Source organism: Ancylobacter sp. 3268 (assembly GCF_031456575.1).
Lineage (GTDB): Bacteria > Pseudomonadota > Alphaproteobacteria > Rhizobiales > Xanthobacteraceae > Ancylobacter.
Genome location: NZ_JAVDUX010000008.1, coordinates 37882 through 51429, shown reverse-complemented (window position 1 = coordinate 51429; position 13548 = coordinate 37882). Strand labels below are relative to the sequence as shown.

Here is a 13548-nt window from a genome sequence, read left to right as displayed (position 1 = left end):
AGATGCGAAGGCGAACCGGACGACAGGATCCCCGGGCCGAGCCCGGGGACGTGGCGCGAGCGGCGTGCCGCCCGGTCGCGGAGCCCTCCCGCTCAGCCATAGGGGCTGAACGGCACGGGCTTGGGCGTATCCTTGGACTGCCAGAGGATATCGAAGCCCTGCTTGTCGTTGACCGAGCCGATGAACACGCCGCGGGCGACGTAGTTGTTCTCACCGGTCATCGAGATCTTGTAGCCCGACGGGCAGTCGAAGGTGAGGCCGGCGAAGGCCTTGGAGACTTCCGGCACCTCGAAGGAACCCGCCTTCGCCGCCGCCATCGCCCACAGATGCACGGAATCGTAGGCGGAGACCATCGGATCGATGGACACCGTGCCGCTGAAGGGCACGTTCTTCGCCTTCACATAGCCGGCCCAGTTCTTCAGGAAGGCCTCATTGGCCGGGCCCTTGGCGTTCTGCAGATAGGCCCAGCAATTGAGGTGGCCGACCAGCTTGGCGGTGTCGAGGCCTTCGAGGTCGGCCTCCACCATATCGAGGCCCAGCACCGGAATATCGGTGGCGAGGATGCCCTGATTGGCGAATTCGCGCATGAAGTCCGGGATCGAGTTGCCGACCACGGTGAGGATGACCACCGGCTGGCCGCCGCCCTGGTCGGCGAAGGCGCGGATCTGGTTCACCAGCGTCTGGAAGTTGGAGAAGCCGAAGGGGACGTATTCTTCCTTCCACGCGGTCTCCGGGATGCCCTTGGATTTGAAGTAACCCTTGAGCTGCTTGTTGATCGTGCGCGGCCACACATAGTCCGAGCCCAGCATGAAGAAGCGCTTGGCGGAGACGCCTTCCTCGCCCATCAGGTAGTCGACGGCAGGCAGCACCGAGCTCGCCGGCGGCGAATTCACATAGACGACGTTCTTGGAGTTCTCATCGCCCTCGAAATGCAGCGGGTAGTAGAGCAGCCCGTTCTCCTGCTCGACCACCGGCAGCACGGTCTTGCGCGACACCGAGGTCCAGCAGCCGAACAGCGCGGAAACCTTTTCCTGCTGCAGCATCTGCTTGGCGGTCTGGGCGTAGAGCGGCCAGTCGGAAGCGGGGTCGGAGACCAGCACGTCGATGGTGCGGCCATTGACGCCGCCCTTGGCGTTGATCTCGTCGGCGGCCATCTTCACCACGTAGTTCAGCCGGCCTTCGAGATTGGCCATGGTGCCGGATGAGGAGAAGAGGCAGCCGAGCTTGACCGGGCCGGACTGCGCCTGCGCGCCGCGCAGATAGGCCGGCATGGCGAGGGGGGAGGCCAGCCCGGCGGCGGCGACGCCGCCCGCCTGCAGAAAGGAACGCCGCGTGAACTTGACCATGGACGACACCTCAGGGGGTTCGGAAGATGAGGCGAATTCTGTTGCGGCCGGCTCCACGCGCAACTTCATATAATGTTCAGCCCTGCCCAATGGCGCGGCAAAGACGCGGTGGCTGCTTGCATTCTGGCACGATTGCCAGAATGCCCGGCCACGGCTGGCCGGGGCGGTGCCGACCGATCGCCGGCCGGCGCCGGCTCCGCCCATGGCCGGACGCAGGGGCCGAGGGCACCAAGTTGCGCACAATTCAGGCGTTTATCCCTCGGAGGGATGGTCTATAGTATGCCCATATTACGTGCATGCTCAGGCGACGGGCGGCTGGCGGTCGCTGTGCGCCATCGCCCGTGAAGGCCTGGCCTTCGGATCTCGAAATGACCGCCATCTGATCCGTCAACGATCCCGGAGGACCGATCCGATGCGACACTCACAGTTCACCGATGCCGAAATTCTCCACCTCATCGGCGAGGCGGATGCCGGGGTTCCGGTCGATGAAATCTGCCGCACCGCGCGTGTGTCGCTGCGCACCTTCTATCGCTGGCGCCGGCGCTTCGGCGGGCTGAGCGTCCCGGCCGTGCTGCAGATGAAGGAACTGGAGGCGGAGAACCGTCGGCTACGCTCCATGGTGAGCAATCTCGCCGAGCGCCTCAAGGGGCCGGCGCTCGGCGAAGCGGCGCATCTTCCCGGCCGCCCCGCGCGGGCAACGGCGCCGCTGCCTCCCGCGCGCGCCTCCGTGCTCGCCGCCGAACGCTGTGGCGGCGCCGTGGTAGGCCGCTTCGCCTCGGTGCGCGTCACCCGGTGAGCAGGACGCGCGAGGCCGCGGCAGCCGCAGAGCGCGGCTGACCGCCCCGCGGCGGCGCCGGGGCGGAAACCACGGGACGGGTTCGGAGCAAAAAATGCTGCCCCGCCGGCGGCCAGTCGGCCACACCGCAGGCCCGGCCGCTCCGCTAGGACCATCTCGGCCGGCAGGCCGGATCTCAGTTCTTGGCGGCGACGGCCTGCATGACTTCGGTGGTCATGGTGTCATGCTCGACAAGGAAGGCCGCCAGATCCTCGCGCCCCCGCCATACCGCGCCGAAACCACGCTCCTTCATGCCCTTTTGGAAGGTCTCGCTGTCGAAAGCCTTCCTGATCGCGGCCTCGATGGTCACGGCGAGGGCCGGATCGATGCCGGCCGGCCCGGCGATGGCGCGCCAGGTGCCGCCGGTATAGGCCTTGCCGGTCTGTTCCGCGACCGTCGCGACATTCGGGTAGCGCTCCAGCCGCGCGTCGCTCATGACGCCGATCGAGCGAACCTTGCCGGCCGACGCGAGCGCATCGGTCTCCGGCAGGGAGCACAGCACGATATCGACGCCGCCCGAGGCAAGCTCCTGCAGGCCCGCCGCCGAGCCCTGCGCGGGGATCAGGTTGACCTTGGCGACCTCGACACCCTGATCCATCAGCAGCGAGAGAAAGGGTATGTCCCAGCTGGCGTTGCAGGTGCCGCCGCATGAGATCTTCAGGCTCGCCGGGTCTTTGCGAAGCTGCCCGATGACGTCGTTGACCGTCTTCAGCGGCGAATCCTGCGCCACATGGATCGCCGCCGGATCGGCGTTGAACTGCGCGATGGGCGTGAAGCTGGCCGGGGTGAAGCTGGCCTGGCCGGCGAGGCGATATTGCGCAAAGGGCGACAGCTGCCCCAGCGTGTAGCCATCGGGCGCGGCGCGCGTGTAGTTGGTCATGCCGACCACGCCGGAAGCCTGGGGCTGGTTCACCACCGTGAAGGGCTGCTTGAGATTGGCTTCCAGCTCGCGCGCGAGCAGGCGCATGGTGAAATCGCTGCCGCCGCCGGCACCGGCGATCACGATCAGCGTGACGGGTCGTTCCGGCCACTCCGCGCGGGCAGGCGCGCTCGCCGCGCATGCGACCGAAACCAGCGCGGCGGCGGCCAGACGGCGGTACATCCTCATGCATGCGACGGCGATCATAGCATCCTCCCTGTGCACCCGGCCGGAGTGCCGGCGGGTGACATTTTATGAATTCATTCATTCCGCAATATGGGATATCAGTCAACAGACCTCCCTATCCATCATAGCTATTTCAACGATATCTTTCTTGACAATGCCATCATCGACTACATGATATTCCCACAATATGGGATTCAATAACATGAGAGGAAGCCCCGATGGGCGCACAGCTGACCGGCATCATCCCCCCCATTCCGACCCCCTTCCGGGCGGATGGAACCATTGACGAGGCCGCGTTCCGCGGGGTGGTCCGGTTCATGCTGTCGAAGGGCGTGCACGGCCTGTGCATCGGCGGCAGCACCGGCGAAGGGCACACCTACACGACCGAGGAACTCGTCCGGCTGAACGCGATCGGCTGCGAGGAAGCGAAAGGCCGGGTGCCGGTCGTTGCCGGCGTCATCGTCAACTCCACCCGCGAAGCCATCGCCAAGGTGGAGGCGCTGGCCCATCTTCCGCTTGCCGGGCTCCAGGTCACGCCCGTGCATTACGTCTTCAAGCCGACCGAAGACGCCACCTATGCCCATTTCGAGGCGCTGGCCGGCGCTACCGACGTGCCGATCGTCATCTACAATGTCGTGCCGTGGAATTATCTGTCCCCGGCGCTGCTGGTGCGCATCATGAAAGGCATCGACGGCGTGGTCGGGGTCAAGCAGAGCGCGGGCGACCTCAAGCTCATGGCCGACCTGCTGAATGCCGAGCTGCCCGGCAAGATCGTGCTGACGGCGGTCGACGCGCTGCTCTACCCCTCCTTCGCCTTGGGCGCCCACGGTACCATCGCCGCCAATCCGGCGGCGGTGCCGGGCGTGACCGTGAGCCTGTGGAACGCGGTCAAGGCCGGGGACCATGCGCGCGGGCTCGCCATTCATCGCGCCCTGCTCACCTTCTGGAACACCATCAATGGCGACAACCTGCCGGCCTGCGTGAAATATGCACTGACGTTGCAGGGGTGCGACGGCGGCCTGCCACGCATGCCGATGCCGATCCCCTCCCCCGAGCAGAAGGCCCGCATCGAGGCGGCGCTGCCGGCCGTGCTCAAATACGACGTCGAAGCCCTGCGCGACGCGGCCGAATGAGCCACCCGACCTGACCGGACGCAAAGGCGGCCGCCCCGGCGCGCCGCCTTTGCGCTTTGAAAGGCAAGGAGTTTACCGCCGGCGACCTTGCCCCGTGGAGCATTTCCGAGCGGAGGGGAGTCCGGCCCGCGTGAAGAAAATGCGATAAAATAAAGAGTTAGGGCGATTTCGCGATTCGGGGGCGCGCGAAACTGCTCTATATAGTCGGTGAGTTGTGGCGCGGACCGTGTGCAGCGCGAGAGCGAGTCTGTTTTGGAAACCAAGAACGTCAAGTCTGCCGGCAAGCTGCTCGCCGTGCTGGAATGCTTCTCAAGCGTCGACAAGCGGCTCTCCGTCGGCGAGATCGCCCGCCGCACCGACCTGCCGCGCAGTACCGCGCATCGGCTGATCCTGGCGTTGAAGGAGATCGGCTTTCTCGAACAGGACCGCTCGCGTGACGAGTATCGGCTGGGCATCAAATTGTTCGAGCTGGGCTCGATCGTCCTCAACAACATGGACTTGCACCGCGAGGCGCGGCCCTTCGTCGACGCGCTGACGGTGGCGACGCGCGAGGCGGCGCATCTGTGCGTCTTCGACGGCCTGCGCATGGTTTTCGTCGAGCGCTCCTCCGGCGGACGCAGCGGCGAAAACAACGCCACCATCACCATGGAATCCTCGCCGTGCCACTGCACCGGCGTCGGCAAGGCCTCCCTGGCCTTCCAGCCTCCGGCCGTGATCGACCGGGTGATCGGCCTCGGCCTCAGCGCCTATACGCGCAACACCATCACCGATCCCGACCGACTGAGGGCGGAACTGGAGCAGATCCGCGAACGCGGCTACGCCATCGACCGCGGCGAGATCGAGATCGACCGCAACTGCGTGGCGGCGCCGATCCGCGACAGCACGGGAAAGGTCTTCGCCGCCCTGAGCTGCACCGGGCCGGCGAGCCGGATGACGGCCGAGCGCCTCGCGGAGATCGCGCCGCTGGTGGTGAACCACGCCGATTCCATTTCCTGGCGGCTCGGCTGGCGGCGCGATACCGGCGGCGGCGAGGCCCGGCCCCGCCGGGCGCGCACCCCTCGCACCCCGGCGGCACTGTCCTGAACCATCACCTCCGGCGGCGGAACGCATCCTCCTGACGCCGTCACGCAGAGCCGTTCGCGCGCGGGCTCGTGGAGGGGAGCGCTTCTTCCTGTCCCTCCTTCGCCCGCGCGGACCGCGACGCCGCCAGGTTCAGCAACAGCACCAGCGCCCAGGCTCCGAGCGTGATGACGCCGAGCGTGCCGCCGATCGGCCGGTCGAAGAACGCCACCGGGTTGCCGTTGGCCTTCATCATCGTCGTCATGAAGTTCTGCTCCAGCATCGGCCCGAGGATCAAGCCGAGGATGGCCGGCGCCAGCGGTATCTCGTTGGACTCCATGACATAACCCACGAGGCCGAACACCAGCATGAGCACCACGCCGAACATCACATTGTCGGCCGAGAACGCACCGACGATGCAGAACAGCAGGATGACCGGCGAGATGAAGACCGCCGGCACGTTCAGGATGGCTCCATAAGCGCGGATGCACGCAAGGCCGAGCGGGATCATCAGCAGGTTGGCGATGAAGAAGATGCTGAAGATGGCATAGATGACGCCCGGATTGTTGATGAAGATCGTCGGACCGGGATTGACCCCCTTGAGGAACATCACGCTGATGACGATCGCCGTGATGGCGTCTCCCGGAATGCCGAAGACGGTGGCGGGAATATAGGCTCCGCCCAACGCCGCATTGTTGGCCGCGCCGGAGGACATGATGCGCTCGACCTTCTCGAACTCCTTGTCTCCGCCGCGCCGCCCCTTCTGCACGCGGCGCTCGACCGCATAGGACACCCAGGCCGCGACATCCGCCCCCGCCCCCGGCAAGGCGCCGATCAAGGTTCCGATGCCGCTGCCGCGCACCAGGCCAAAGCGATGGTTCCAGAGCATGCGCGTCATTCCCGAGCAGATCTGGCCGATGGCCGGCCGCCGGGCGGCGGTGGAAACTTCGAAGAAGGCCCCACGCAGCAGCTCGGAAATCGCGAACAGGCCGATCAACACCGGAATGAGGCTGAGTCCGCCCAACATGTCCGGCACGCCGAAAGTAAAGCGCGGCATGCCGGCGATCGGGTCCATACCGACCATCGCCAATGCCAGACCAAGGAAGAGCGACAGCAGACCCTTCAGAATCGAGGAGCCGCCGATGACGATGGCGCAGGAGACGCCCAGCACGCCGAGCCAGAAATATTCCACGCTGGAGAAATGCAGCGCGACTTCGGCCAGCGAAGGTGCCGCGAAGGCGAGCACGACGGCGCTCAACAGGCCGCCGACGACCGAGGAAAAGAGCCCGGCGCCCAGAGACAGCCCGGCCTTGCCGGCCATGGTGAGCGAATAGGCGTCGTCGGTGTAGGCGGCCGAGGCCGGCGTTCCCGGCATGCGCATCAGCGCGCCGGGAATATCGCCGGCGAAGATCGCCATCGCCGAGGCGGTGATGATCGCGCCGATGGCCGGCACCGGCTCCATGAACATCACGATCGGCACCATCAGCGCGGTCGCCATCAGGGCGGTCAGGCCCGGGATCGCCCCCATGAAGAGACCGAACACCGCCGAGGCCAGCAGGACGAGCCACAGATGGCCATCGGCAAGCAGCGAGAAGACGCTGGATATGGTCACCATATCAACCACCCGGAGACATCGCGGAGCGGGCCCCAGGGCAGGGGCATGTGAAGGAGGGAGGCGAAGAAGACGGTAAACAGCACCGACACTGCCAGGGCGACCGGGGCGCCGTGGCGCAGCTTCAGCCCGGCGAGGGTGAACAGCGCCGCGAGAATGACGGCTGCGGCAAGGACGAAGCCCAGCGTGTCGGCCGCGAGCACATAGAAGAGGATCGCCGACGGGATGGCGGCGAAACGAAGCCATGCGCCCTTGCCGGAGACGGCCGGAAGCTCGGCGAGTGGTTCGCGGCGGCCGGCGCGCAGGCCGTTCCAGGCCACGGCGCCGCCGATCAGAACGAGGCCGCCGCCGATGAGCGAGGGAAAGAAGCCCGGCCCGTAGGCGAGATGCCGGGCACCGTGCAGACCGGCCGCATAGACGAGCATGAACACGCCGAAAAGCGCGAAGATGCCGCCGGTGATGCTGTCGTGGATCTTCATGATTCCTCCACCCTCGGCGACGGGCCTGCCCGCCGGCCCCCTAGCCGGACCCCGCGGGAAACCTCGGCGGGTCAGTTCGAGCCGGCGCGGCCGAGCGCTTTCATCACGCGGTCGGTGTCGGCCTCGTGCTTTTTCATCAGTGCCGTCACCTCGGCGGTGTCGAGCCACTTCACCCCGAACTTCGCCTTGGCCATCGCCTCGCGGAAGGCGGCGCTCTCCACCGCCTGCTTCATCGCCGCCTCCCAGACCCGCGCGGCCTCGGGCGACATCTTCGCCGGGCCGCCCAGCGCCCGCCAGGTACCGCCGTCGATCGCGACGCCGATCGCCTGCTTCGTGGTCGGCACGCTTTCAAAGCCGGCCACCGGCTCGGGGCTGAGCACGCCGAGAGCCCGCACCCGCCCCGCGCCGGTCAGCGCCGCGGCCTCGGGCAGCGAGGCGGTCTGGAAATCGACCCCGCCGGCCGCAAGTTCGGTCAGGCCGTTGGCGGCGCCCTGCCCCGGTATCCAGTTCACCTTGCCGACGTCGATGCCGTAATCGAGCATCATGCCGGCCACCGGGATATCCCAGACGCTGCCGCATCCGCCGCTGCAATGGACCTTATAGGCCGCCGGATCCGCCTTGATGGCGTCCAGCGCGGTCTTCAGATCCTTGAAGGGCGAATTCTGCCCGACCAGCAGGGCGGAGGAATCGCCGTTGAAATTGGCGATGGGCGTGAAGTCGGCAAGCGTGAAGTCGGCGGCGCCGCTGGCCTTGTAGCCGGCATAGGGGAAGAGCAGGCCGACCGTATAGCCGTCCGGCTTGGCGTTCTTGAGCGAGGTGAGCCCGACGACGCCGCCCCCCTGCCCCTGGTTCACGATGGTGATCGGCTGCTTGAGAACGGCTTCCAGTTCGCGAGCAAGAAAACGCATGGTGGTGTCGCCGCCGCCGCCGGCGCCGGCCGGCACGATGATCGTCAGCGGCCGCTCGGGAAAACCGGCCAGCGCCGGAAGGGGCACAAGGGCAGCGGCGAGCGCCGCCGCGCAGACTCGGATCAAGCGCATTCCATCCTCCCACTCTTATGCTTTTCCCCAGCGGTACCGGATTAGATTGGAGAGGTCAATCCCACATTGCGGTTTACGAAATGACGTTCCCATTCGTCATTTTATGATCTTGCGTACCATTCATCACACTCATATCCCGAAATGCAGGATATGCATCGCAGGCGATCGTTCCCTAGCCGTCAGCGCCCCGACCCGGCGAGCCCGGGATACATCTTGCCGGGATTCATGATGCCGGCGGGATCCAGCGCCCGCTTGATGCGCTCCATGAGCCGGACGCCCTCGCCGTGTTCGGCCTCCATATGCACCATCTTGTGGCTGCCGATGCCGTGCTCGCCCGAACAGGTTCCGCCATGGGCCAGGGCACGGCGGGCGGTGCGGAAGGCGAGGCCTTCGGCACGCGCGGCCTCGTCCGCGTCGGCAGGGTCGAACAGGATGCCCAGATGGAAATTGCCGTCGCCGACATGGCCGACAATGGGGGCGACGAGGCCGGTTTCCTCGATGTCGGCGGCGGTTTCCAGCAAGCAATCCGCCAGTTCGGAGATCGGCACGCAGGCATCCGTGCCCATGATGCTCCGCCCGGAGCCCAGCGCCATGACCGCATGGTAGGAATTGTGCCGCGCCTTCCACAGCCGGCTGCGCTCTTCCGGGCTCGAGGCGAAGTCGAATGCCGTCCCGCCATACTCATCGGCGATGTCCCGCATGAGGGCGATTTCCTCCGCGACGGCGGCCGGCGTTCCGTGGAATTCGAGGAACAGCGCCGGCGCTTGCGCATAGTCCAGCTTTGAATACAGGATGCAGGCACGCATCTGCGCGGCGTCGAGCAGCTCGATCCGCGCCGGCCGAACCCCCGATTGCAGCGACGCCACCACCGTGCCGATGGCGGAGGCGAGATCCGGAAACTGGCACACCGCGGCGCTGATCTGGTCGGGCACGCCGTGCAAGCGAAGCTGGATTTCCGTGATGACGCCGAGCGTCCCCTCGCTGCCGACATAAAGATGGGTGAGGTCCAGCCCGGCCGACGACTTGCGGGCCCGGCTGCCGGTGCGCACGATGTCGCCCTGCGGGGTGACGACCGTCAGGCCGAGAATGTTCTCGCGCATGGTGCCATAGCGCACCGCATTGGTGCCGGAGGCGCGGGTGGAGGCCATGCCGCCGATGGTGGCGTCGGCGCCGGGATCGACAGGAAAGAACAGGCCACTGCCGCGCAGATGGGCGTTGAGCGCCTCACGGGTGACGCCCGCCTGCACCCGGCAGTCCATCGCCTCCGGCGAGATGGCGAGCACATGGTCGAAGCGGGCCATATCGAGCGACACGCCGCCCGCCAGTGCCGCCACCTGCCCTTCCAGCGAGGATCCGGCGCCGAACGGCGTCACCGGGACGCCGTTCGCGTTGCACAAGGCGAGAATGGCGGCGACCTCCTCGTTGTTTTCGGGGAAGACGACGATGTCCGGCATGCCGGACACCGGAACGCCTTCGCCATGGCTGTGCTGCTCGCGCACCGTGCGGTTGAGCACGGCGCGCGCGCCGAAGCGGGCAAGGAGCACCGCCAATGTTTCGTCGAGGGAGGTGCTGCAAGAAGGACTGGGGGATGTCGTCATCGTCGTCCCGATGGGTCTGGCGTCACCGGCCGACCGGCTCGGCGACGACCGAGTCGAGCAGGCGGACAAAGGCGAGCATGCCGGGATCGTCGAGCCCGATCGTCTTCTCGCCGAACATGCGGGCGCGGCCGAGCCGGTTCGGCCGGTTGCGGAACTGCGCCAGCGTATCCCTGGCGGCCGCGACCGAGCGGGACGCCGCCTCCTCGCCGCTCGATGCGCCGTCGAGGGCGAGAGCGACCGCGTCGATCATGTCGACGACCGTCTTGTCGCCGAGATTGGCCCCGCCGCGGGCCATCATCTGGTCGCGCAGGGCCGCCACATGGCCGCCGAGGTCGCTCCACGCGATCTCGGACCGTCCTTTCGTCGCCTTCGCCAGCGTCATCATCGCCACGGTGACCAGCGTGCCGAGGCTGGAGCCGGTCGCGCTCGCACAGGTCTTCGCATAGGCCTGAAAGGTGGCGCCGAGATCGGCGCCGTCCTCGACATCGAGGGCCGCCAGCGCCTGGAACAGGCGCTGCAGCATCACCCCGGTATCGCCATCGCCCAGCTTGCCATCGGCGGCGTTGAGCTCGTCATGCGCGCGGGAGGCGCCGGCGGCGGCGCGCCGAATGGCGCCGTGGACGGCAAGGGAGGTGATGCTCATGACACCCTCCAGAACGGGCAATCGCAGGGAGCCGCCAGCAGCGCCTCGCGCTCGGCGTCGAGATGAAGGAGACTGATCGACATGCCGGCCATCTCCATGGAGGTCACATAGGGGCCGACGAGCGGGCGCACGATCTCGTATCCCTCGCTCTTCAGCCGTTGCGCGACGCGCCTATAGGCGATGAACAGCTCCTCGAGCGGTGTCGCCCCGAGGCTGTTGACCAGCACCGAGACGCGCGCGGAGGGCACGGGGACCGGATCGGCGAGCAGGCGCGCGATCATTTCGTCGACGATCTCATCGATCGGCCGGAGGGTGTCGCGCCAGATGCCGGGCTCGCCATGGATGCCCATGCCCATCTCGATCTCGTCGTCGCCGATGGTGAAGCTCGGTGCCGCCGCCCCCGGGATCCGGCACGAGGAGAGAGCGACGCCGATGGTACGGCAGGCGTCGACGGCCGCCTGGGTGACCTCGGTCACCTCGGCGAGGTCGGCACCGCGTGCTGCCATCGCCCCGGCGATCTTGTAGGCGTAGACGATGCCCGCGACGCCGCGGCGCTTGCCGGCCTCCTGCGCACCGGCCGAGGCGATGTCGTCCGTGCCGAGCACGGTCGTCGTCGCGATTCCGTCCATCTCCAGCAGCTCGCCGGCCAGATCGAAATTCATCCGGTCGCCGCCGTAATTGCCGTAGAGGCGCAGCACGCCCTTCCCGCCGTCGGCGGCCTTGATCGCGCTCACGCAGGAAGCGACCGACGGACCGGCGAAGACGTCGCCGATCGCACAGGCGTCGAGAAGGCCGGAGCCGACATAGCCGGTGAACAGCGGGAGATGGCCGGAGCCACCTCCCGACACGATGCCGACCTTGCCGGCCACCGGCGCATGGCGGGTGCGAATGATCCGGTCTTCGCGCACGAGGGTGGGATGAGCGGCCACCAGCCCGTCCAGCATCTCGTTCACGAAGGCGTCGGGCGCGTTCATCAGCTTCTTCATGAGCGTCCTCCTTCCCGCACCGCGCTCACACGTCGTATTCGAGCAGCGCGGGCAGCGTGCGCTCGATCGCGGCGCGGGTCGCGGCATCCGGCATCGGCATCGGCTGGCGGGAGACGCCGCAATCGAGGCCCTGGAGCTGAAGCGAATATTTCACGCAGGCCGGCAGGTTGCCGTGCGGCAGCACGGACCAATAGTTGACGAGCCGGTGATGAATGGCGAGCGCGGTCTCGTCGTCCTTCTGCTTGACCGCGTTCCACAGCCGCACGCAGGGACCGGGCGCCGCCGTCGGCGAGGCCGCCAGCGTGCCGTGCGCGCCGAACTGGAAGCAGGAATAGAGCAGGTTGTCGACCGCCGCGAGGATCACCTTGTCCTTCGGCGCATTGGCCACGAGTTCGGCTGTGCGGGTGATGTGGCCCTGGCTCTGCTTGATGCCGACCACCAGCGGAAGCTCATTGAGGATGCGCAGCACCAGAGGCGTCGACAGCAGGTTCCACGGGATGACGTTATAGAGCAGCACCGGGGTCTGCAGCGCCTCGGTGACGGTCTTGAAGTGGCCGAAATTGGAATCGTCGTCCGGCTGGAACACATAGAAGACCGGGGTGACCTGCAGCGCGTCGACCTTCAGGTCGGCGATCAGTTCGCCGCGCTTGATGACCTCGCGGGTCGAATTGGCGATGATGCCGGCGACGACGGGCACGCGGCCGGCCACTTCATCGACGGTGATCTCGCCGAGGCGGCGGAATTCCTCCAGCTCCAGCGCATGGCCCTCGCCGGTCGAACCGCCGAAGCAGAGGCCATGCACGCCTTTGCCGAGCATGAAGCGGATCTGGTTGCGGAACTTGGCCTCGTCAATGTCGCCCTTGGCGTCGAAGGGCGTGGTCAGCGCGGGAATGATGCCGTGAAACTTGGTCATGGCGTTGGGCATACCTCTTTTGGGAACAGGTGGTGGAAAACGGCATCAGGCGCCGAGATAGGCGTCGCGGACGTGCTCGTCCTGCAGCAGTTCGTCGGCATGGCCCTCGAGAGCGACGCTGCCGCCCTCGAGGACATATCCATAGTCGGCTACGCCGAGGGCGGCGTAGGCGTTCTGCTCGACGATGATCACGGTTCTTCCCCCTTCCGCGATGCGGCGGATGGAGCGGAACATCTCCGTCGTGAGCTTGGGCGAGAGACCCATCGAGGGTTCGTCGAGCAGCAGCAGGCGCGGCCCGGCCATCAGCCCGCGCCCGATGGCGAGCGCCTGCTGCTCGCCGCCGGACAGCACCCCGCCCAGGTCTGCCGCCTTGCGCTTGAGGACGGGGAACAGCTCGAACACCTCGTCGCGGGTGGCTGCGATCCCTGCCTTGTCGTGCCGGCGCGCATAGGCGCCGACATCGAGGTTCTCCATCACGGTCAGCGTGCTGAAAATCCGCCGGCGCTGCGGCACGCAGGCGATGCCGCCGGCGACGATCTGCTCGATGGAGCGGGCGGCGAGCGGCTGGCCAAGGAAGCTCACCGTGCCGCCGGACGGCTTCAGCCTGCCGATGATCAGGTTGAGCGTCGTCGATTTGCCGGCGCCGTTGGCGCCGATGATGGCGGCGACCTCGCCGCGCTCCACGCGGATGGACAGATCGAAGAGGACCTGGGCCTTCCCGTAGAACACGTCGACATGCGACAGTTCCAGCTCGGCGGGTTCCGGTGCGACGATGTTGAGCACGGCGATGCCCCGCTTG

The 13548-nt window shown here is 67.0% G+C and carries 13 protein-coding genes; 3 read left to right on the top strand and 10 right to left on the bottom strand.

Translation table 11 applies throughout. The features are described 5' to 3' along the window. Positions 1-92: 92 nt before the first annotated feature. Positions 93-1346 (bottom strand): transporter substrate-binding protein, encoded by a 1254-nt coding sequence (locus J2X65_RS12925; RefSeq protein ID WP_310201580.1) that lies wholly within the window; start codon positions 1344-1346, stop codon positions 93-95. 412 nt (positions 1347-1758) lie between these two features. On the opposite strand from J2X65_RS12925, the gene J2X65_RS12920 reads away from it, so the two are divergent. Then, positions 1759-2142, top strand: coding sequence for a transposase (locus tag J2X65_RS12920; RefSeq protein WP_310201578.1), 384 nt, complete (start codon positions 1759-1761; stop codon positions 2140-2142). 175 nt (positions 2143-2317) lie between these two features. Here the strand turns inward: J2X65_RS12920 and J2X65_RS12915 are convergent, their stop codons facing one another. Further along, positions 2318-3307: a tripartite tricarboxylate transporter substrate binding protein gene (locus J2X65_RS12915; protein WP_310201576.1), complete on the bottom strand. Its 990-nt coding sequence runs from the start codon at positions 3305-3307 to the stop codon at positions 2318-2320. 197 nt (positions 3308-3504) lie between these two features. On the opposite strand from J2X65_RS12915, the gene J2X65_RS12910 reads away from it, so the two are divergent. Both J2X65_RS12910 and J2X65_RS12905 read left to right on the top strand, forming a co-directional pair. Next, positions 3505-4419: a dihydrodipicolinate synthase family protein gene (locus J2X65_RS12910; RefSeq protein WP_310201575.1), complete on the top strand. Its 915-nt coding sequence runs from the start codon at positions 3505-3507 to the stop codon at positions 4417-4419. A gap of 252 nt (positions 4420-4671) precedes the next feature. Continuing rightward, a complete protein-coding gene (locus J2X65_RS12905; protein ID WP_310201573.1) occupies positions 4672-5502 on the top strand; it encodes an IclR family transcriptional regulator in 831 nt (276 codons plus the stop codon). Between the two features lie 40 nt (positions 5503-5542). Here the strand turns inward: J2X65_RS12905 and J2X65_RS12900 are convergent, their stop codons facing one another. From J2X65_RS12900 to J2X65_RS12865, 8 genes are all read right to left on the bottom strand, one after another. Then, entirely contained in the window at positions 5543-7093 is a 1551-nt protein-coding gene (locus J2X65_RS12900; protein ID WP_310201570.1) for a tripartite tricarboxylate transporter permease, read from the bottom strand. Then, on the bottom strand, positions 7087-7569 hold the full coding sequence (locus J2X65_RS12895; RefSeq protein WP_310201569.1) for a tripartite tricarboxylate transporter TctB family protein: 483 nt from the start codon (positions 7567-7569) through the stop codon (positions 7087-7089). Before J2X65_RS12895 ends, J2X65_RS12900 begins: the two co-directional genes overlap by 7 nt. 71 nt (positions 7570-7640) lie before the next feature. Then, positions 7641-8609 carry a tripartite tricarboxylate transporter substrate binding protein gene (locus J2X65_RS12890; protein WP_310201567.1) on the bottom strand — a complete coding sequence of 323 codons (969 nt, stop codon included), beginning with the start codon at positions 8607-8609 and terminating at the stop codon, positions 7641-7643. 179 nt (positions 8610-8788) lie between these two features. Then, complete coding sequence (locus J2X65_RS12885) at positions 8789-10207, bottom strand: FAD-linked oxidase C-terminal domain-containing protein (protein ID WP_310201565.1); 1419 nt, start codon at positions 10205-10207, stop codon at positions 8789-8791. A gap of 22 nt (positions 10208-10229) precedes the next feature. After that, complete coding sequence (locus J2X65_RS12880; RefSeq protein WP_310201563.1) at positions 10230-10850, bottom strand: dihydroxyacetone kinase subunit L; 621 nt, start codon at positions 10848-10850, stop codon at positions 10230-10232. Next, positions 10847-11836: a dihydroxyacetone kinase subunit DhaK gene (locus tag J2X65_RS12875; RefSeq protein WP_310201561.1), complete on the bottom strand. Its 990-nt coding sequence runs from the start codon at positions 11834-11836 to the stop codon at positions 10847-10849. The genes J2X65_RS12880 and J2X65_RS12875 overlap by 4 nt, the downstream gene beginning before the upstream one ends. Before the next feature lie 25 nt (positions 11837-11861). Continuing rightward, positions 11862-12749: a dihydrodipicolinate synthase family protein gene (locus tag J2X65_RS12870; protein ID WP_310201559.1), complete on the bottom strand. Its 888-nt coding sequence runs from the start codon at positions 12747-12749 to the stop codon at positions 11862-11864. 45 nt (positions 12750-12794) lie between these two features. Beyond that, entirely contained in the window at positions 12795-13532 is a 738-nt protein-coding gene (locus tag J2X65_RS12865) for an ABC transporter ATP-binding protein (RefSeq protein WP_310201557.1), read from the bottom strand. Positions 13533-13548: the final 16 nt, after the last annotated feature.